This is a genomic window from Pseudomonas sp. QS1027, assembly GCF_002814235.1.
Classification (GTDB): Bacteria; Pseudomonadota; Gammaproteobacteria; order Pseudomonadales; family Pseudomonadaceae; genus Aquipseudomonas.
The window spans coordinates 1-19,701 of sequence record NZ_PHSU01000007.1 but is presented as its reverse complement, the minus strand read 5'-3'; the positions used below and the strand labels follow the sequence as shown (position 1 = coordinate 19,701).

The following is a 19,701-nucleotide window of genomic DNA, read 5'->3' as shown; positions in this document are numbered from 1 at the left end:
GGGGAGATCCGGCTCCCTTCTGATCCGCGCATTGCATGGTGAATCAATTCAGTCGCCTTTGAATAAACCGATGTATTTCAGGCCGTTGTAGTGGTCTTTAATGGGTTGTTTGATAAGCAGATCTGCATCCTGATACCAAAATATTGCATTGGCGTTTTTAATGCCCAGCGCTTCACAGCCCTTTTTTACTAGAGGTAGTTCGTCTTGATCAACGGCGGCCTCGACGAGAATTTCATCCAGCGAAACTTCATTGTCGCAGCGCGGTATGATGCCTATGAAGTCTTCGTCATACCAAAGCGTACCGATGTCTTTACAAAACCCGCAGAGCTTATAGCTGGGATCGTCAAAGTCACCTTCAACGGAATAGTCCAGTTTGAAGTAGTCCGTGTACTCAGTTTCTGGAGCGAAGTTGCTTCCGATCCAGACATGAACATTGTTGTCATTCAGCATGCTTAAGTATCTATGCGTTTTACAACGATAACGCATCATTGATGCGAGGGCCTTTGCTTCTGCGGACTCACCCAAGCCAAGATGAAAAATCAGAGACATATATCTCTTCAAGCATTAACTCTTGAGGTATATCAGCAACGCTATCGGCTATCTCGTCATAGGGGGAAGGTAGTGTGTAGGAAACCCCAAAGTCATCATCAAGAATAATGGCTCCATTGAAAATTCGTTGGCGTTTTGTAAGCTTCTGTACTTGGGCAAACGACATGCCAGTGGAAAGTATTCCTTTGTAGAGTCCTTGATAATGACGGTTGCAACCAATTGAGAATATTTTGCCATCAGGAAGGGTAACCACTGTAACAATGTCGTCCACTACATAGGCTGATCTCACTTCACCGTTCGGCAGATTGTATTTTTTTATCTCGATTTTATGACTTGCATACAATTCGTCAATATAGGTGGAAATGTTTTCTTCCAGTGCGATGTTTGCTATGGAGCACATGGATTTTATGTCTGCGGTGAAATCGATCACTTTTAAAGTCCGCCATTCATTAAATTGCCATTCACATACACTGGGGAATCTTTGATCAAGTCGTAATTCTGGAAGTTACCGTGCCCAATCCTGCCGAACACGACATCTTCTCCGGATTTATTGACTTTATACACTTTCCAGTAATCGTTTCCATGGATATTAGGTTGGGTTGAGCTACCGCCTGGATGGTAGTCGAGCTTATAGGTGGCGCCGGATTTTGTGGTGCGGGAATATTGAACGTGTTGAATGGCGTCGGGGCGGCCTGCCTGTGGGTAGGTTTTTGTCCAGCCTCGGGCTGTTAGATATCCATCGACGTCAGCAGGTTTTTTCCCCGACAGCTTTCCAACCCATCTTTTGGTGATCGTATTTTTTCTGGCAAAGCCTTTTGGCGAGCCGCAGCTTAGACCTAAGGGGTCAGCATAGCCTGTGGGGTTCGGCGCATAGGCATATAAATTGATCCCGCCAGCGAGCCCAATCGGATCCGGCGTCGTAAACCGCCCCACATCCGGATCATAGAACCGGAACGTGTTGTAGTGCAGCCCCGTCTCCCGGTCCAGGTACTGACCCTGGAATCGCAGGTTCTGTTCCTCGATGTAATATGGCTCGCGTATCTCCTCAAGGGTGTTGCCCCAGACCCGATACCGGGCTTGCCACACTGTCGCGCCATCCGCTTCGGTCAGTTGCTCGGGCAGGCCATTGAGGTCGTTGTGGTAGTAACGGACCTTCTGCAATGCGCCATTGCCATCGACCCGGGCCAGCGGTTCATAACCGTCGTTGGCATACAGATACAGGCTGGTCTGGCTATTGCGGTGTTCCTGCAACAAGCGCAGGCCATCCCAGGTAAAGTGCGTTTCGCCCAGCGGATAGCCGTGGTTGTCGTGCTCGGTCTTGCCGGTACGCCGCCCCAGCGGATCGTAGGTCATGCGCACAACGGTTTCCCGCGCACCGTCCTGGTTGCGCACCTCGATCAGCCGGTGTTCGGCGTCATAAGCAAAGCGCTGCACCCGATGACTACCGCTGCGCTTCTCGATCATCCGCCCAAACCCATCGTAGCGATAACGCTTGTCCTGATAGGTCAGCAGCTTGTTGTGCACCACCAGCCCAGCGCTTGCTGATGGGCCGTCCAACAGGTTTGCAGCGGCATCGTAGGCGAAGGTTTCGCTTTGGCCCTGCACGCTGTCCTGGCTGGCGATGATCCGGCCCGTCGCGTCGTAATGCAGCAGCTGGCGTTGGTCGCCCCGTGGCTGGCGGTCAAGGCGGCCGATCAGATTGTCGCTGGGGTCGTAGTCGAAATGCTTCTGCGCGGGGGCCGGCAGTGCCGACGGTTGACTGGAAGGGCGACGCAAGCGTGAACGTAGGCGTCCAACCCGGTCGTACTCACTACGTGTGCTGAGCTGGCCCTGAGTGCGCAACACCTCGCGGTGCAGGCGATCACGCTCGAAATCGCTGATAACCCGGCCGTCCAGATTGATCTGGTGCAGATGGCCGCTGCCGTAATACAGCCGATTCAGCCAACGCCCATCCGGCAACTGCGTCTGGATCAGATTGCCCAACTCATCGTAGTGATGCTGCAGGCTGCCCGCCGAGCTCTGTTCTTCCAGCAACTGGCCCAGGGCGTCATAGGCGAAGCCAAGCTTTTGTTCGTTAGCGTCGTTGTCGGTAAAGGTGATGGCGGTGAGTTGGTCCAGCGGGTTGTAGTCGTACTCGGTACGCCCATCGTCGGTGAGCTTGGTGATCAGCCGACCCACCGCATCACGTTCCAACTGATGAACGATAGGCGCCACAGGCTGCGTCGGTACCAGCGCCAGTCCAGTGCCAAACGGTGCCGGAACGTATTCCACACGAATCGCGTTATCCAGCACGTCATAGGCATAACAGCGAGCGCTGCCGTCGAGATCGCGTTGTTCGGTCAGGCGGTCGCCGGCATCCCAGGCAAAGCGATAACTCTCGCCATTTTCGTTGGTCAGCGCCTGCAAACGCCCATAGGTGTCATAGCTGAACTGCACCTGCCGGCCATGGGCGTCGATGCGTTGGCGCACCTGGCCGCGCCGGTCGTATTGATAACCCGTGCTGTGCCCGGCCGGATCGACATAGCCGGTAAGTTGGCCGCTACTGTCGCGCAGGTACTGTTCGACACGACCATCCGGCAACTGGCTCTGCAACAGATGACCCTGGGCATCGTGCTGGTAGGTCACGCGTTCGCCGAGGGCATCGGTGACTGTTTGCAGGTGACCACGCCGATCGTAACTGAAGGTGGTCGGGGTTCCCGAGCAGTCCACATGGCGAATCAACTGCCCCAGGTCGTTCCACTGCAAGGTTTTGCTTTTACCCGTGGCGTCGATGATCTCGACCACCTGGCCCTGGGCATCGAAACGGTATTGGGTGACTTGCCCCAGCGGATCGGTTTCGTGAGTGCAGTTGCCGCGTGGGTCATAGCGGTATTGCCAACTGTTGCCCGTCGCGTCGGTCTCCACCAGCGGCAACGACCAGTGCTCCAACCACAAGGTCGACTCGCTGCGCCCCAGCGGATCGACGCTGGCGCTGAGATTGCCCGCTTCGTCGTAGCTGAACTGATGCCGCCCGCCCTGGGGATCGGTGGCGCCGAGCAGCTGGCGCTCGTCGTTCCACTCGAATTGCCAGGTGTGGCCGAGGTTGTCGGTGTATTCGGTGATCTGGTGCTGCGGATTCCAGCGACGGGTACTCCCACGCTTCAAGCCGTCAGTAACACGGGTGATGCCGTTGCTCAGGTCGTAGTCGAATACATACTCGTCGCCGTCATCGGTCCAGTGCCGAGTCACTCGCCACTCAAGGTTCTCGACTTGCGCCCACTGATAGAAACAGCGCAGCCCGGTGGGCAACTGATGCTCGACCATCCGTCGCCCGTTATCGTAGGCAAAGCGCCGTTGCACTTGGCCTGGAGGGTCACGCACTTCGGCCAGGTCGCCGCTGCTGTCGTAGTCGTAGCTGACCAGCACTTCGCGCTGTTGATCGGGGTATAGGCGCTCGACCTGACCGACACGCCGGGGCCATTGGGCGCTGTAGATCAATTCAACCTGCACAAGATCGAAGGTATCGCGCAGCCGAACCAGCCGCCCCGACTCGTCGTAGTCGAGATAGATTCGGTTGTCGTTGCGGTCACCCAACTGGCTCAGGCGCAAGGTCGAAGGATCGGTCAGGGTCGGTTCGAACAGGCGATACAAACCATCATCGCTCTCGATCAGCAGTTGCCCGTTACCGTTGCGCCGCACCGCCAGACCATCCCCCGGACTGAACACCGCGCCGCCCAACGGGATCGAGCCCATATCGATACGTCGCGCCTGTTCATCGGTATAGATCAGCCGCTCGCCGCCTTCGGGATGCACCTCGATACGCACGCCGACTTCATAGGGCAGGCTCCAGCCTGTACCGAGCAATGTGTCGCGACGTTCATCACGACTGTTGTAGAAACGCTGCCAGTCGATGGGCAGGATGCCGGGCAGGACAAAGTCCAGCTCGTCCTCGCTGCCCAGCACCTTGGCGCCCGTCGCGGCATGCACCGGATTCGGCGAACCCGCGATAGCGTTGGTCAGCGCACCGATGGCCTGGCTGGTAACGAAGGAATTGACCCCGGCCAGCAACATGCACGGCAGATTGCTGAGGAACTTGCCTTTGCTGCCCTTGAGCATCATCAGCGCGGTAATCGCCAATCCGACGCCGGGTGTCTTGCCGCTGCGAATCTCGCGCACCACCACCGAACCGCCACCGATGGTGACATTGGGCGAGATCAGCCCAGCCGAAACCACGGTGGCCTCGCAGGTGCTGCGATCGCCACTGCGCACGGCGGGTTGCCCGTTGATGCTGACCTTTTCCGAACCTTCGGCAAGAAACTGCGGCGGCATCGGCGGATGCTTCATGCAGGTCACCAGGTCCAGCGGCTTGGGCACCGCGCCGGGGGCCGGAGTCGCCACCGTGGGCCGCCACATCTGCGAGAAAAAGCCCTTGGCCATATCGAGGAAGCCCGGTTCCTCGGCCTTGTCACCCTCGGCGGGAGCGGCGTCTTCGCTCTCGGGCGTCCCCGCCGGAGCGACATGGGACGGCACCGCACCGGCGGCGCGGGCGGCTGGAATCGAGTTGATCAGGGTGTCGGTGGAACCGCTGAGAATCGTCGCCTGCACCGTGGGCGGAAAGAGGCCGTTGCCGATGTCCTCGCACATCTTGCTCAGGCCCTTGTCGGCACCGGTCTTGCTCATCGCCACGCCGACAATGACCCCGACCACCGCGCCGAGCACACAGGCCCCAAGCCCGCCGGTTGCCACCGTGATCCCGGTCGCGGCAACTACCGCAGCTGTCGCCAGCGCGCCGATGGCGACGTTGGCCGCCACCTCCAGCACGCCGCCGAGGATATCGGCCATCATCGAGGTATGGGACAGTCCATCGCCCAGCCGGGCGGCCCACAGTGCGTCAGACATGCACGGCTTCCGTCACACCACCCGGTCGAACTGCAAGGACTGCTTGATCGTCGCCCAATGCGCCGCTTCAGCGTCCCCCAGCTTGTCAGCCTTGACGTAGCTCAGGGCGAGCATCTTGCGGGTGCCCGGCAACACCAGCGCGAGCTGGTACTGGAAGACCTTCTCCGCACCCTTGCTGAACTGGCTACGCAACTCGATGCCGTCCACCGACTGATCGGCCCCCAGGCGCACGGCCTGGCCCGGCTGGTAGCGCAGTTCCTGGACCTGTTGTTCCAGGCGCTTGAGCTGGGCGTCGAAGTTGCTTTGCAGGGTCTCGCCTTCGGCCAGCTGGCTGCGGCTGACGATCAGCGAAGTCCCCAGCTCCGGGAACTTGAGGATATTGATCGAGGCGTCCAGCAGCTCGCTCTCGGGCAGGGCGAACTGGAATTCATTGAGGCGGTAGGTCATGGCTCGCGAATCTCGTTATTTGGGCTTGGGGAACATCGCGTTGACGCTGGCGTCGATGCTGCCTTTGACGCCTTGGCCTTCGGGCGCGGCGCCGGGGCCGCCGCCGTTGTTCAGGTGCAGGGTGCCGCCGGTGTTGAACTCGGCGTCGCCCGAGGCATGGAAGCTGATCTGCACGCCGCTCAGGTTGATCTGGCCGCTGGCATTCAGTTCCAGCACGCTTTCACCGCAGACCAGGCGCAGGTTTTCGCCGACCTCGATGACATAGCTCTGGCTGATGCTGTCGGTCTTCTTGCGGCCCACCACCAGGATGTCGTCGTCCTTGACCGCCCGCAGGCGCACCGAGCCGATAGTCACCGTCTCGTCGCGCCCCACGCTCTTGTTGCGGTCGTGGCCCACCGCATGGCTCTCGTCGACCTCGACCACGATGTCCTGGTTGCGCTCGGCATGGATATACAGCTGCTCGGCGCCTTTCTTGTCTTCCATGCGGATTTCGTTGAAGTTGGCCGGCGTGCCGCCCTTGCTCGAACGGCTTTTCATGCCGCTCTGGGTGGCATTGGCGGGCAGGTCGTAGGGCACCGTCTGTTCGGCGTTGTAGACCCGGCCGGTGATGATCGGCCGGTCGGGGTCGCCTTCGAGGAAACTGACAATGACTTCCTGGCCGATCCGCGGAATCTGCATCGAGCCCCAGTTCTTGCCGGCCCAGGCCTGGGACACGCGAATCCAGCAGGAGCTGTTTTCGTTGGACTGGTCGTGGCGGTCCCAGTGGAAGTGCACCTTGACCCGGCCGAACTGGTCGGTCCAGATTTCCTCGCCGGCCGGGCCCACCACCACGGCGGTCTGCGGGCCTTTGACGGTGGGCCGCGCGGTGTTCGCCAGGGGGCGGAAGCTCTGTTGCGCGTCGATGCAGCTCAGGCTGCTTTCGAACTGCGCGCCGGCCCCCGTCGCGCCGGATTCCAGGTTTTCCTGGGCGATGTAGTAACGGGCGCCGACGATCAGGTATTCGCGGTTCTGGTCCTGGCGACCGAAGCCGGTGAGGCTGAACAGGTGCCCGGAACCCACACCACGGGCATTGCCGTTGAGCTCGACCCGTTCATGCAGGCTCTGGATCGCTTCGATGCGGGTGCGTGCGTAATGCTCGCCGTCCTGGCTCTGCACGTAGGTGCCGGGGTAGTCGTACAGCGGATAGTCGCCGGCGGTGTGCGGGCGCGGCATGGCCGAGCGCACGTCGATCCGTGCGCTGGGGCGCTGGAAGTCATAGTCGTTGAGTTCCAGGGAGCCGGGCTGGACTTCCTGGGCCAGGTGCCAACCGTTGAGGTGATCGCGCTCGCGATGCTGGCCGTCCGGCGGGTAGTAGGGCAGGGATTCGTAGCCCGGGGCGCTGTGGTGGGCGCCGTAGGCGTCGGCGAGGACCAGCACGTGGCGGTCCTTTTCATGGCGGAAGTAGTAGTAGATGCCTTCCTGTTCCATCAGCCGGCTGACGAAGTCGAAGCTGCTTTCGCGGTATTGGACGCAGTATTCCCACTCGCGATAGGGCTGGCTGAGGGCGTCTTCGAAGTCGGAGAAACCCAGGTCGCGGAACACCTGCTTGATGATCTGCGGGATGCTCTGGTGCTGGAAGATCCGGCAGTCGGAGGTGCGGGTCAGCAGCCAGAGCCAGGGGCGCAGGGTGACCGAGTAGCTGGCGAACTGGCCCTGGCTGACGTTCTGGCTGCAACGGGCGACGATGCCGTGGAAGTAACGCAGGCCGCCCTGGACCTGTAGCGACAGGCTCATGGGCTTGCCGAGCAACTGGTTGAGGTCCAGGGCGCCGTCGTTGGAGGTCAGGTGCAATTCGTAGTCGAACAGCCGCCCCAGCTCCTCGCCGCCGCCGAAATCCTTGAGCAACAGGACATCCGGCCCGAGGGGGCTGTTGATCTGGGCCAGGCGGGTGGCTTGGGTGAATAGCATGGGTTATCTCTGGGTATTGTGGTGTTCGGGCGGGCCTCTTCGCGGGCAAGCTCCGCTCCCACAGGTCTTCTGTCGTACACAAAATACGGGAACGACACAGACACTGTGGGAGCGGAGCTTGCCCGCGAAGACGTCGGATCAGGCGCCCGCGTCGCTGAACTGGTAATGCAATTCGTTATCCCGCTCACTGATCCGCACCCCCGCCAGCGCCTTGCCTTCGAGCATGCGTGTGAGGAATTCGCGGCTCATGTCCGGCAGCAGGCTGTTGGTCAGGATGGTGTCGATCATCCTGCCGCCGCTCTCCGTCTCGGTGCAGCGCGAAACGATCAGGTCCACCACTCCGTCGTCGAAATCGAAGGCCACCTTGTGGGTGTTTTCCACGCGCTTCTTGATCCGCCCCAACTGCAAGCGGGTGATCGCCTTGAGCATGGTGTCGCTCAGCGGGTAGTAAGGAATGGTCACCAATCGCCCCAGCAGCGCCGGCGGGAAAATCTCCAGCAGCGGTTGGCGCAAGGCCTTGGCGATCTCCTCCGGGTCCGGCACGTTGCCGGCGTCCTTGCACAGGTGCGAAATCAGTTCGGTACCGGCATTGGTGGTCAGCAGGATCAGGGTGTTCTTGAAGTCGATCACCCGGCCTTCGCCGTCCTCCATCACGCCCTTGTCGAACACCTGGAAGAAGATCTCGTGCACGTCCGGGTGGGCTTTTTCCACCTCGTCCAGCAACACCACGCTGTAAGGCTTGCGCCGTACCGCTTCGGTCAGCACGCCACCTTCGCCATAGCCGACGTAGCCCGGCGGAGCGCCCTTGAGCGTCGAAACGGTATGGGCTTCCTGGAACTCGCTCATATTGATGGTGATGACATTCTGCTCGCCGCCGTACATGGCTTCGGCCAGGGCCAGGGCGGTTTCGGTCTTGCCCACGCCCGAGGTGCCGGCGAGCATGAACACGCCGATCGGCTTGCTCGGGTTGTCGAGGCCGGCGCGGGAGGTCTGGATGCGCTTGGCGATCATCCGCAGCGCGTGGTCCTGGCCGATGATGCGTTTCTTCAGGTGCTGGTCGAGATTGAGCACGGTTTCCAGTTCGTTGCGGGCCATGCGGCCCACCGGAATGCCGGTCCAGTCGGCCACCACCGAGGCCACCGCCTGGTAGTCCACGGTCGGCAGGATCAGCGGGCTTTCACCTTGCAGGGCACTGAGGCGCTGTTGCAGATCGACCAGTTTTTCCCGCAGCGCGTGGCCCAGCTCGATATCGCTGTCCACCACGCCGGCGCTTGCGCGCAGCTCGGCGCGAGTGGCGAGCAATTCGTCCACCAGGGCTTTCTCATCGGCCCAGCGCACTTCCAGCTCGGCCAGGCGTTCGCGTTCGGCACCCAACAGGTTCTCGCTGTTGTTGCGGCGCGCGGTGGTATCGACGCCGATGGCATGTTCGCGGGCAATGATCTGCAACTCGATTTCCAGCGCTTCGATACGCCGACGGCTGTCATCCACTTCGGCGGGCACCGCATGCAGGCTGATGGCAACCCGGGCGCAGGCGGTGTCCAGCAGGCTGACGGATTTGTCCGGCAACTGGCGCGCCGGAATATAGCGGTGCGACAGCTTCACCGAAGCTTCCAGCGCTTCGTCGAGAATCTGCACCTGATGGTGTTTCTCCATGGTCGAGGCGACGCCGCGCATCATCAGCAGGGCCTTGTCTTCCGACGGCTCGGCGACCTGCACCACCTGGAAACGGCGGGTCAGGGCCGGGTCTTTCTCGATGTGCTTCTTGTACTCGGCCCAGGTGGTCGCGGCCACGGTACGCAAGGTGCCGCGAGCCAGTGCCGGCTTCAGCAGGTTGGCCGCGTCACCGGTACCGGCGGCGCCACCGGCACCGACCAGGGTGTGGGCTTCGTCGATAAACAGGATGATCGGCTTGGGCGAGGCCTGGACGTCTTCGATGACCTGGCGCAGGCGCTGTTCGAATTCGCCCTTCATGCTCGCGCCGGCTTGCAGCAGGCCGACGTCGAGGCTGCGCAGTTCGACATCCTTCAAGGCCGGCGGCACGTCGCCGGCAACGATGCGCAGGGCGAAGCCTTCGACCACGGCGGTCTTGCCGACGCCGGCCTCGCCGGTAAGGATCGGGTTGTTCTGGCGCCGACGCATCAGGATGTCCACCAACTGGCGAATCTCTTCATCGCGGCCGACGATAGGGTCGAGCTTGCCGCTGCGGGCCTGCTCGGTCAGGTCGACGGTGAAACGCTTGAGGGCTTCCTGCTTGCCCATGGCGCTGGGGGCCATGGCGCCGCTGGCTTCGCCTGGCACCGCACCGGCGCTGAAGCCGTCGCTGGCGCCCAGGTTATTTTCCGGGGAGTCGCCGACGTATTCGTCAAAACGTTCGCTCAAGGCCTCGACCTTGATCTTGTCGAACTCCGACGACAGCCCCAGCAGGACATGGCGCAGGCTCGGGGTCTTGAGGATGCCGAGCACCAGGTAGCCAGTGCGCACCTGGCTTTCGCCGAACATCAGGCTGCCGTAGACCCAGCCGCGTTCCACCGCTTCTTCGACGTGGGACGACAGGTCGGTGATCGAGGTCGAGCCCCGTGGCAGGCGGTCCAGGGCGTCGGTCAGGTCACGGGCCAGGCGCGCCGGTTCGAGATTGAACTGGCGGATCAGGCGGTGCAGGTCCGAGTCCTGCAATTGCAGCAGCTGGTGCAGCCAGTGGCTCAGTTCCACATACGGATTGCCCCGCAGTTTGCAGAATACCGTGGCGGCTTCGATGGCCTTGTAGGCGACGCTGTTGAGTTTGCCGAATAACGCGGCGCGGCTGATTTCACCCATGGTCCGGGCTCCTTGAATGGTGGGCCGAGGTGGCCTGATCGGCGTAGTGCCGGGCCAGGATCAGGTCCTTGGCGTCTTCTTGGGGTTGGCCGAGCCAGGTGTTGAAACCCAGGCGGAACTGGCCGTTGAGTTGCAGCTTGGGCACTTGCGGCTGTTCCAGGACCAGGTTCAGGTCCCAATCCAGCTCGTGCCCCAGGTATTCGGCGACCCAGGCCACCAGGTGGCGGAAGGGTTCACCGTCGGGCAACAGGCCCATGTAGTCGGCCAGCTTGAGCGGGCCGACGCGAATGCGGAATTTGTGCTGGCGGTCCCAGACATGCTGGCCCAGGCAGAAGTCGACGCCCAGCTGGTGTGCGCTGACGCCGACGCGACTGCGCTCCGGCAGGTGCAGCCATTGGCCGACGTATTCCTCGATCTGCACCGGCAGCCCGAAATACTCTTGCAGGATGGCGCGCAGGCCATCCGGATAGCGGGTCTGGGCGGCGAGGTGGCCGCTGAAATGCAGCTTGGCGGTGTCCGGGATCAGTCCCTGTTTCAGCAGGCTGGGCATGCCCCGGCCACTCAGGGCGGCCAGGCGCGCGGACCAGTAGTCGTCGTCCGGGCGGTCGTGGCTGACGGTCGGCCGTGCCTCGGCCCAGGCCCGGTAGAACAGGCTCAGCAGGCGATGGTGGAAGATATCGAGGAAGCGCTTGCTGGTGCTGTCGGCATTGTTGCGCTGGCGTTCGCGCATGTATTCGGTCAGGTGCAGCGGCAACGGGCCGTTGGGGCCGCCGAGGCCGAAGAAGAACTGTTCCAGCCGCGCTGGTGTGGTCTCGCTGGCCGGTGTCATGGATGCCAGGGTGGCCGGGGCGAAGGCGCAGTCGAGCTGCTGGCCGAGGCGCAAGGGGTCATCGGCCAGGCGCTGGGAATGGCCGAAGCGCGGCAGGTGCGGCGATTCGCACTCGATACGCCGCAATGCCTGGAAGAAATCGTATTCCCAGGGTTCGGCCTGCATCGCCGTGAGCGTGCTCACAGGGTCGGACGGCGTCCGGGCTTGGCTTTCCATCGCATGATCTCGCCGCGTTCGGTGGTACGGATCACCGTCTCGGTAAAACTGTTGATCGACACGTAGCGTGCCAGGAAGCGTTCGAACACCGCGCCGAGGAGAAACACCCCGGTGCCGCGAAACGCGTTTTCATCGAATTCCAGGGTGATCTCCAAACCGCGCCCGAAGACGATCGGTCCGGGCATCGGCAGGCGCCGGGTGCAGGGTTTGCTGCTGACTTCGCGCAGGCCCTCGATCTGCAATTGCAGGGCGGCGTCGTTGCTCTCGCCATACAGGCGCAGCAATTCGCGCAGGGCGGCGGCACCCTGGCCGGCTTCGCTCAGCGACAGGTAGTTCAGCGACAGCTGGCTGATCAGGCGCCAGGCCTGGTTGTCATGGGCATGGCTCGCGCGCGGCCGGCTGGGACCGGCCAGGCAGCGGATTGCCGAGACCGGCGCGCTGTCGGCCAGGGTGAAGTCGCTCTTGCCGGTGCCGACGTTCATGAACAGCGGCAGGTCGCGGTTGGTGCACAGGGCGCTGACGCCCAGCTGGCGCAGGTCGTGGCCGTAGGGCGCCTGGCGGTTGTCCACCAGGCTGATGAAGGTTTCACTGCCGACGTAGGTCGAGCGGGTGCCTTTGCGCCGTTGTTCGCTGGACAGCACCCGCGGTTCACGACGCAGGGTGTAGTAAGCCTGGTCGCGGCCATAGCGGGATGGATCGCGCACGGCGTAGAACGGCAGGAATGGCTGGTCGGGCCCGGTGCCGTGGCCGGTGACGCCGGTCAGCGAGTGGATCTCGAAGTCCATGGGCCGGGTGCGGTCGGCGATCACATGGTGTTCGTTGACCCGCTCGGACAGGTGGATACGGTCTACCCGGCGTGGGAACAGGTTGATCGCCGGGGTGCAGAACGGCACGAACTGCGCGGCGCCGACGCTGCTTTCCAGGCTCGGGTCGAAGCGCTCGAAGAGCACGATCAGTTCCAGCTCCTGGCCGGCGCAGCGTTTGACCGCGCGGCCCAGTTCGGCGAACTCGACGAACAGATAGCGCTGGGGCAGGGCGAAATACTCCTGCAACAGTCGGTAGCCCTGGAAGGCCTGGGCCACCACCGGCATCGCCGCTTCGCGGTCGTCGAAGCCGCAGGCGCGCAGGGCGTCGGCGGGCAGGCGTTCGACCCAATCACCACCCGGGGCACGGGCGAACACCGCGCAGGCATTGCCCAGCAGTTGTTCGTAGAGGCGAAACGGCTGCTCGTCGGCACCGTTGAGGTAGAGCGGCAGGCTGTCCAGGTCGAGCTGGTTGAACGGCAGCTCGGCACCGGTGCGCAAGGTCAGGCGCAGGCCGGCCTTGGCTTTCGGCTCGCTGGCGGCCAGGCGCCCGAGCACCGCCGACGGGTTGCCGAAGTACTCGGCGTGGCTGACCTGCAACGGCCACAGGGTCACGGCATGGGCGCTGCGGTATTCGCAGGAGGTCTGGGTGTCCTTGCCCAAAGTGGCGCGCAACACACTGTCCCGGGGCAGGGTGAAACCGCCGGCCAGGGAGCCTTCGTCCGGATCGGTCTGCAACTGCACCACGGTCATCGACGGCGTCGGTGCCAGGTAGTGCGGGTAGGCGATTTCCAGCAGGTTGTGGGTGAAGGTCGGGTACTCGGCATTGAGCTTGAGTTGCACCCGCGCGGTGAGATAGGCGAAACCTTCCAGCAGGCGCTCGACGTAAGGGTCGGCGCAGTCGAGCCCGGACAGCGTCAGGCGCCCGGCGATCTTCGGGTATTCCTTGGCGAACTCGGCGGCGCTCTCGCGCACGTGTTGCAGCTCCTGGTTGTACAGGTCGAGCAGGCGCGGGTTCATGAACGTCTCCGTTGCTCGGCGGGGACCACGCGCACATGGCCGGATTCCAGGTCGAGGTCGGTGCGCAGCAGCAGCGGCAATGAAGCCGGCAGCGCCCAGAGATCGCCTTCGATCTCGAAGCTCAGGGCGTTGTGGTTCATCTCGCCGTGGGCGACCTGGGCCCGGACCCGCAGCGTATGGCTGAGGATGCGCGGTTCGAAGGTGGTGATGGCGGTGTGGATCAGGCCTTCGAGGGCGGCCACATCGATGCTCGACGCACTGTTGCCCGCCAGTGCCGGCAGGCCGTAGTTGATCACTGAAGTACCGGCCGGGGTATGCAGGGTGGCGTCGGCGTCGAGCAGGCTGGTGCTGTTGAGCAGCCAGGTCAGGTCACGCAATACCGAGGCCTTGAGTTGGCTCAGGGACAGCACGCGCTTGTCGCTGCCCTCCTGGAGATTGCCCGGCTCGTCGTCGGTCAGCCGGTCGAGCAGCGACGGTTGCAGGCGTTCGCGCAGGGTGAGGTCGCTCGGCACGTTGCTCATCGCACGACGTCACAGGGGCTGGACACTGCGCGGCGGCGGCGCCACTGAACGGGAAACGAAGGCTTGGCCATGCTCGGACACCGGGAATGAATCGAATTCGGGGGAACGCCGCACGCCCCCGACGCTGAGCGCCGGGGGCGTGGGGATCAGCGCTTGGTGTTCGAACGGATGTTCCAGCCGAACTTGACCGGGCCGCCTTGTTTGGAACCGTCGGCTTTCTGCTCCTGGTACTCGACCATGACCTGGGCGAAGTTCAGGGTGACATTTTCGGTCAGGCGATCATCGCTGCCCGAACCGCCGGTGCTGAGGGAGGTGACCAGCACTTCTTCCAGGTCGATCTTCATGTACTCGACCTGGCTTTCGCCGCCGGCCTTGCGCACCACCAGGGTGACCTTGTCGATGTGCTTGCCGCTGGCGCAATGCATCATCAGGTTCGGCGAAGCCTTGTCGACGTACTTGGTCAGCGCCAGGTCCTGGATATTGACCTTGCCGGCGCCGCCGCCACCGCCCATGTGCATGTTGCCGGACTGGGACATGCCCCAGCTCCAGTTGAGGACGTCGATTTCCTCTTTGTGTGCCTTGTCCTGGGACTCGCCCTTGATGTCGCCGATCTTGATGAAGATATCAACAGCCATGTTTTCTCCAGTGTGGTCTTCACCACGATGTGGTTAGCCAGGACCCGCCACGTGGGGCGGGTGCGCTGTGGTTGCGGGTTCGGGCTTACGCCCCTTTCGCCGACGGCAGCTTCGAGACCAGGCGCAACGACACGGTCAGGCCTTCGAGCTGGTAGTGCGGGCGCAGGAAGAACTTGGAGGTGTAGTAACCCGGGTTGCCCTCGACGTCCTCGACCACCACTTCCGCCGCCGCCAGTGGGTGCTGGGCCTTGGTGGTTTCGGTGGAGTGGGCCGGATCGCCGTCCACGTAGTTGAGGATCCAGTCCTGCAACCAGCGCTGCATCTCGTCCTTCTCTTTGAACGAGCCGATCTTGTCGCGCACGATGCACTTGAGGTAATGGGCAAAGCGGCAGGTGGCGAACAGGTACGGCAGGCGCGCGGCCAGGTTGGCGTTGGCGGTGGCGTCCGGGTCGTCGTATTCGGCCGGTTTCTGCAAGGACTGGGCGCCGATAAACGCGGCGAAGTCGGTGTTCTTCTTGTGCAGCAGCGGCATGAAGCCGTTCTTCGCCAACTCGGCTTCGCGACGGTCGGAGATCGCGATTTCGGTCGGGCACTTCATGTCCACGCCACCGTCGTCGGTGGGGAAGGTGTGGGCCGGCAGGTTCTGCACCTCGCCGCCGGACTCGACGCCGCGAATCCGCGAGCACCAGCCGTAGTGCTTGAACGAACGGTTGATGTTCGCCGCCATGGCGTAGGCCGCGTTGGCCCAGGTGTACTTGGCGCTGTCGGCGCCGTCGGTGTCTTCTTCGAAGGCGAAGGCTTCCACCGGATCGGTCTTGGCGCCATAGGGCAGGCGTGCCAGGAAGCGCGGCATGGTCAGGCCGATGTAGCGCGAGTCTTCCGATTCACGCAGCGAGCGCCAGCCGGCGTATTCCGGGGTGGTGAAGATCTTGGTCAGGTCGCGCGGGTTCGACAGTTCCTGCCACGAGCCCATGCCCATCACGGTCGGCGAGGCGGCGGCAATGAACGGCGCGTGCATTGCCGCGCAGACCTTGGACAGCTCGCCGAGCAGCTCGACATCCGGTGGCGACTGGTCGAAGTAGTAGTCGCCCACCAGGCAGCCGTAGGGCTCGCCGCCGAACTGGCCGTATTCTTCTTCGTACATCTTCTTGAAGATCGGGCTCTGATCCCAGGCCGTGCCCTTGAATTTCTTCAGGGTCTTGTGCAGTTCCGGCTTGGCGATGTTCAGCACGCGGATCTTCAGCTGTTCGTCGCTTTCGGTGTTGTTGACCAGGTAGTGCAGGCCGCGCCAGGCGCTTTCCAGCTGCTGGAACTCAGGGTGATGGATCACCTGGTTGATCTGCGCGGTGAGCTTGGCGTCGATGGCGGCGATGATCGACTCGATGGACTTGATGGCGTCGTTGGACACCAGGTCGGTCTGCGCCAGGGCCTGTTCGGCCAGGGTGCGCACGGCGCCCTCGACGGCTTCGCGAGCGCGCTCGGTCTTGGGTTTGAACTCCTGCATCAGCAGGTTGGCGAATTCGCTGGGCTCGGTGGTGGTGCCGGGCAACGCCTGATTGTCTTGCTGCAACTGGGTCATGATCGTTCGTCCTGATTAAGCGCTGGGCTCGGAGTCCTGGGGCTTTGGCGCACTCGCCAGGGCCTGGAGCAACGCCGGATCCTTGATGGCCTTCATGATGATTTCTTCGGCGCCGGTCTTGCCGTCCATGTAGGTCAGCAGGTTGGCCAACTGGGTACGGGCCTCGAGCAGCTTGTTCAGGGCATCGACCTTGCGCGCGACGTTGGCCGGACTGAAGTCCTCCAGGCTTTCGAAGGTGATGTCCAGGCTCAGGTTGCCTTCGCCGGTCAGCTCGTTCGGCACGTGGAACGCCACCCGTGGCTGCATGGCCTTGAGGCGCGAGTCGAAGTTGTCGACGTCGATTTCCAGGAACTTGCGGTCGGCAACCGGTGGCAGCGGCTCGACGGGCTTGCCGGCGAGATCGGCCATCACGCCCATGACGAAGGGCAACTGGACCTTTTTCTCGGCGCCGTAGAGCTCTACGTCGTACTCGATCTGGACCCGTGGCGCGCGGTTGCGCGCAATGAATTTCTGAGAGCTGGTGTTCGCCACGTTGTTGCTCCTGGTCGCTCAAGCGACGGTGTTGGCGTTATCGGTGGTTGCCGTTAACTAAGCGGCGCGGTCTCGGCGGGCTTATTCGCCCTCGGGGCCCCGCAGGTTTTCAAATTGGGACAGGCCGTCGGGAATCAGGTTGCGCACAATGGTCGCGAAGTCGGCGTGCACCAGGTTTTTCGCCCGGTTCAACAACACCGGCAGCGGGCTGGAGGGCTCGTGGCGGGCGTAGTAATTCAGCAGTCGCTCGAGGCTGCGCAGGACGTCGTCGCGATTGCCGATCTCGCCCGGCGTCGCGCCGCGCGGGGTGATCGGGGCGGCAGGTTCTTCGCCATGCACGGCGGGCTCCGAGGCGTATTCGGACGCGGTCGATTCGCCGGTGTCAGTGTCGGGTGCGTGTTCGGCGAGGATCTGCAAGGCCAGCTTGAGGGGTTGGCGCAGGGCGTTGAGGTCGACGCCCTCGGCCGAGCCGACCTGGTCGCTGACGAAACGCTCGATGGCGTCGACGGCGCCGCGGGCTTCGTTGAGCGCCGCGCGCACGGTAGCCAGCTGCTCGGGGTCGCTGTCGCGCAGGGCGCCGGACAGCTCGTCGGCGTTCAGGCTTTCGTCGGAGAAACCTTGCAGGCCGCTGGCATGCAGCGCCGCGCGCAGGCTCACGGTGCCGAAGGCCCGGGAGCGGGTCAGCACGCTTTCGCGCAACAGGCGGATATTGGTCTCGCAGGCCAGCCCCGAGAGCGCGTTGATCCGCACCGTGGGGTCGTTGTCGTCATCGGCGTCGAGCAACGGATAGAGTTCGGCCCAGTACTGCTGGAGCATCTGGCTGACCAGCGTCAGGGCGTTGGCGAGCCCCGGCAGACCGTCGAGGGCCAGGGCGCTTTGCACGAGAAAATGGGTGATGCGCAGGTCTTTGCTGCGTTGCAGGAGCAGCGTGCTCGACTGCTCGATGGCGCGCCACGCTGGAGGTTCGGCCGCTTGCACCGAGTCGCCCATGATGCGCTCGGGTCTACCTTGGGCATCACGCTCCAATTGCAAGAATTGCGCGTCATATTCCAGGTCCTCGCCACAAGGCGAGTTGGCTGAAACAGCGGCGAGCAACAACGGCACATCCACCAAATTCGATCTCCTTATCGGCCTGCGGGATAGTCAGGCATTTGTTCCGAAAGTTCCTTCAGAAAACTCTCATATTTCTTGCTGGTATATACGCAGTGATATCATTTAGCTATTACGCATAAACAAGAAGTTGTGCATTTTTGGTGTAGTAGTTATAGCTTGTCAAGGTAAGCTATCGGCCCTTTGTTACCGTTGTGACACACTCGTCAAGGCTATCGACTGCTGAGTCAGACCGTGTGCGTTTTTCATAATTCTGTAGGTAGAATTCGCTAGAATCGGCGAACTGGCTGAAAACGATAGGCTTTTTACAAGATTCTGGTGGCCATGGCGGGGCCCGGTGCAAGGTGTTTGTGCCGGGCGGCTCGTGCGTGGATGTACTGCAAGGAGGCGCAATGTCGCTGTGTTTGACTATCACTAGTTATCACAAGATCACCCCAGGTCAATGTCCGGAGAAATCCATGGACACCGGAGTGATGGCAATTGGCCGTGCCCCCGAGAATGACTGGGTTCTTCCCGATCCGGAGCGGCTGGTTTCCTCGAAACATTGCGTTATTCAATACAAGGATGGCCGTTACTATCTGACGGACACCAGTACCAATGGCGTGGAGTTGGTTCAGGCCGGTATTCGTTTGCGTCGGGGTAACAGCGAGCCGTTGCAGGATGGCGAAATCATCCGTATCGGTGAGTACGAGATCCGTGCGCGTATCGATTTCAACCTGCAACTGGCCCAGGACAGCCTGTCGGGGGGCGACTCGTCCAACAGTTTCGAAGCGTTGATGGGGCGGGCGGCCGCCGTACCGACAGCCTCGCCGGTGAATATCCCGGCCGCGCATTTCCAGGGCGGTTCGGCGATGGACACGCTGCCGGACCTGTTTGATTTCCTGGCGCCGGCGAGCGTGCCTCCGGCGACCCAGTCGGACCATGTGCCGGCCCAGCAGCATGACTTTCGTCCGCCGACGCCGGTGATTATTCCGGCCCCCGTGGTAGCGCCGAAAGCGCCGGGCGCCGGGGTGATTCCCGAGGACTGGGATCTGCTCGGCGATACGCCCAAGGTGCCGGTCAGCGCGCCGATTGCCGTGCCCGTTCCCGTGGCGATTGCCGAGGTTGTCGTCGAGCCGATATCCGCGCCGACATCGATTCCCACGCCCATGCCCACGCCGACAGTGGCTCCGGTCAGTCAACCGGCCCCCGTGGCGGTGTCGAGCGGTGCGCCCCAAGCCGATTTGCTGCAAGCCTTCCTGCGCGGTGCCGGCCTTGATCAGTTGCGCCTCGACACCGCCCAGGTGGAGGCGCAGATGGAGGCCATCGGTCGCAGCTACCGGCTGATGGTCGAGGGGCTGATCGATGTGCTGCGGGCCCGTAGCAGTCTCAAGGGCGAGTTCCGCATGCAGCAGACACTGATTCGCCCGGTGGAAAACAATCCGCTGAAATTCGCCCCGAATGCCGATGAAGCGCTGCTCCTGCTGCTGCGTCACGGCAATCAGGCGTTCATGGCGCCGGACCAGGCGGTCAGGGACAGTTTCGATGACCTGCGGGCACACCAGATGGCGGTGATGGCGGGTGTCGAGGCGGCGATCAAGCACCTGCTCAAGCGTTTCGAACCTTCGGAGCTGGAAACCCGCATGGGCAAGCCCGGTGGGTTGTCGAACCTGTTCAGCGGTTCGCGCCAGGCCCAGTACTGGCAGCAGTTCACCGAGCTGTACACGAATATTTCCCGTGAAGCCGAAGAGGATTTCCAGGACCTGTTTGGTCGGGAGTTCAGTCGGGCCTATGAGGAACACAGTGCGCGGTTGCGTCGGGGATCGGGGAGCCTGTAGGCGCG

The 19,701-nt window shown here is 62.5% G+C and carries 14 protein-coding genes; 1 reads left to right on the top strand and 13 read right to left on the bottom strand.

What is annotated here, in order from left to right; translation table 11 throughout:
• Positions 1–48: 48 nt before the first annotated feature.
• The 13 genes from CWE01_RS06975 to tssA form a co-directional block, all read right to left on the bottom strand.
• Positions 49–549 carry an immunity 22 family protein gene (locus tag CWE01_RS06975; RefSeq protein ID WP_256579326.1) on the bottom strand — a complete coding sequence of 167 codons (501 nt, stop codon included), beginning with the start codon at positions 547–549 and terminating at the stop codon, positions 49–51.
• The gene (locus CWE01_RS06970) at positions 518–979 is read right to left on the bottom strand and encodes a hypothetical protein (protein ID WP_100939802.1); all 462 of its coding nucleotides are present in this window, start codon (positions 977–979) and stop codon (positions 518–520) included. Before CWE01_RS06970 ends, CWE01_RS06975 begins: the two co-directional genes overlap by 32 nt.
• A 2-nt stretch (positions 980–981) precedes the next feature.
• Positions 982–5,427 carry an RHS repeat-associated core domain-containing protein gene (locus CWE01_RS06965; protein WP_256579325.1) on the bottom strand — a complete coding sequence of 1,482 codons (4,446 nt, stop codon included), beginning with the start codon at positions 5,425–5,427 and terminating at the stop codon, positions 982–984.
• 12 nt (positions 5,428–5,439) lie between these two features.
• On the bottom strand, positions 5,440–5,874 hold the full coding sequence (locus CWE01_RS06960; protein WP_100939801.1) for a DcrB-related protein: 435 nt from the start codon (positions 5,872–5,874) through the stop codon (positions 5,440–5,442).
• 15 nt (positions 5,875–5,889) lie between these two features.
• The gene (locus tag CWE01_RS06955) at positions 5,890–7,821 is read right to left on the bottom strand and encodes a type VI secretion system tip protein VgrG (protein ID WP_100939800.1); all 1,932 of its coding nucleotides are present in this window, start codon (positions 7,819–7,821) and stop codon (positions 5,890–5,892) included.
• A 138-nt stretch (positions 7,822–7,959) separates the two neighbouring features.
• Positions 7,960–10,635: a type VI secretion system ATPase TssH gene (gene tssH / locus CWE01_RS06950; protein WP_100939799.1), complete on the bottom strand. Its 2,676-nt coding sequence runs from the start codon at positions 10,633–10,635 to the stop codon at positions 7,960–7,962.
• Positions 10,628–11,680, bottom strand: a complete 1,053-nt coding sequence (gene tssG, locus CWE01_RS06945; protein WP_100939798.1) for a type VI secretion system baseplate subunit TssG — start codon at positions 11,678–11,680, stop codon at positions 10,628–10,630. The genes tssH and tssG overlap by 8 nt, the downstream gene beginning before the upstream one ends.
• Positions 11,644–13,503 (bottom strand): type VI secretion system baseplate subunit TssF, encoded by a 1,860-nt coding sequence (gene tssF, locus CWE01_RS06940; RefSeq protein WP_100939797.1) that lies wholly within the window; start codon positions 13,501–13,503, stop codon positions 11,644–11,646. The genes tssG and tssF overlap by 37 nt, the downstream gene beginning before the upstream one ends.
• The gene (tssE, locus tag CWE01_RS06935; protein ID WP_152736654.1) at positions 13,500–14,024 is read right to left on the bottom strand and encodes a type VI secretion system baseplate subunit TssE; all 525 of its coding nucleotides are present in this window, start codon (positions 14,022–14,024) and stop codon (positions 13,500–13,502) included. The genes tssF and tssE overlap by 4 nt, the downstream gene beginning before the upstream one ends.
• A gap of 146 nt (positions 14,025–14,170) precedes the next feature.
• Positions 14,171–14,659, bottom strand: a complete 489-nt coding sequence (locus tag CWE01_RS06930; protein ID WP_100939796.1) for a type VI secretion system tube protein Hcp — start codon at positions 14,657–14,659, stop codon at positions 14,171–14,173.
• 85 nt (positions 14,660–14,744) lie between these two features.
• On the bottom strand, positions 14,745–16,238 hold the full coding sequence (tssC, locus tag CWE01_RS06925) for a type VI secretion system contractile sheath large subunit (protein ID WP_100939795.1): 1,494 nt from the start codon (positions 16,236–16,238) through the stop codon (positions 14,745–14,747).
• A 15-nt stretch (positions 16,239–16,253) separates the two neighbouring features.
• On the bottom strand, positions 16,254–16,769 hold the full coding sequence (tssB, locus tag CWE01_RS06920; protein WP_100939794.1) for a type VI secretion system contractile sheath small subunit: 516 nt from the start codon (positions 16,767–16,769) through the stop codon (positions 16,254–16,256).
• A gap of 81 nt (positions 16,770–16,850) precedes the next feature.
• Positions 16,851–17,879, bottom strand: coding sequence for a type VI secretion system protein TssA (gene tssA / locus CWE01_RS06915; protein WP_177410456.1), 1,029 nt, complete (start codon positions 17,877–17,879; stop codon positions 16,851–16,853).
• Positions 17,880–18,271: 392 nt separating this feature from the next.
• Between tssA and tagH the strand changes: the two genes are divergently transcribed.
• A complete protein-coding gene (tagH, locus tag CWE01_RS06910; RefSeq protein WP_100939792.1) occupies positions 18,272–19,696 on the top strand; it encodes a type VI secretion system-associated FHA domain protein TagH in 1,425 nt (474 codons plus the stop codon).
• The last annotated feature ends 5 nt before the right edge of the window (positions 19,697–19,701 follow it).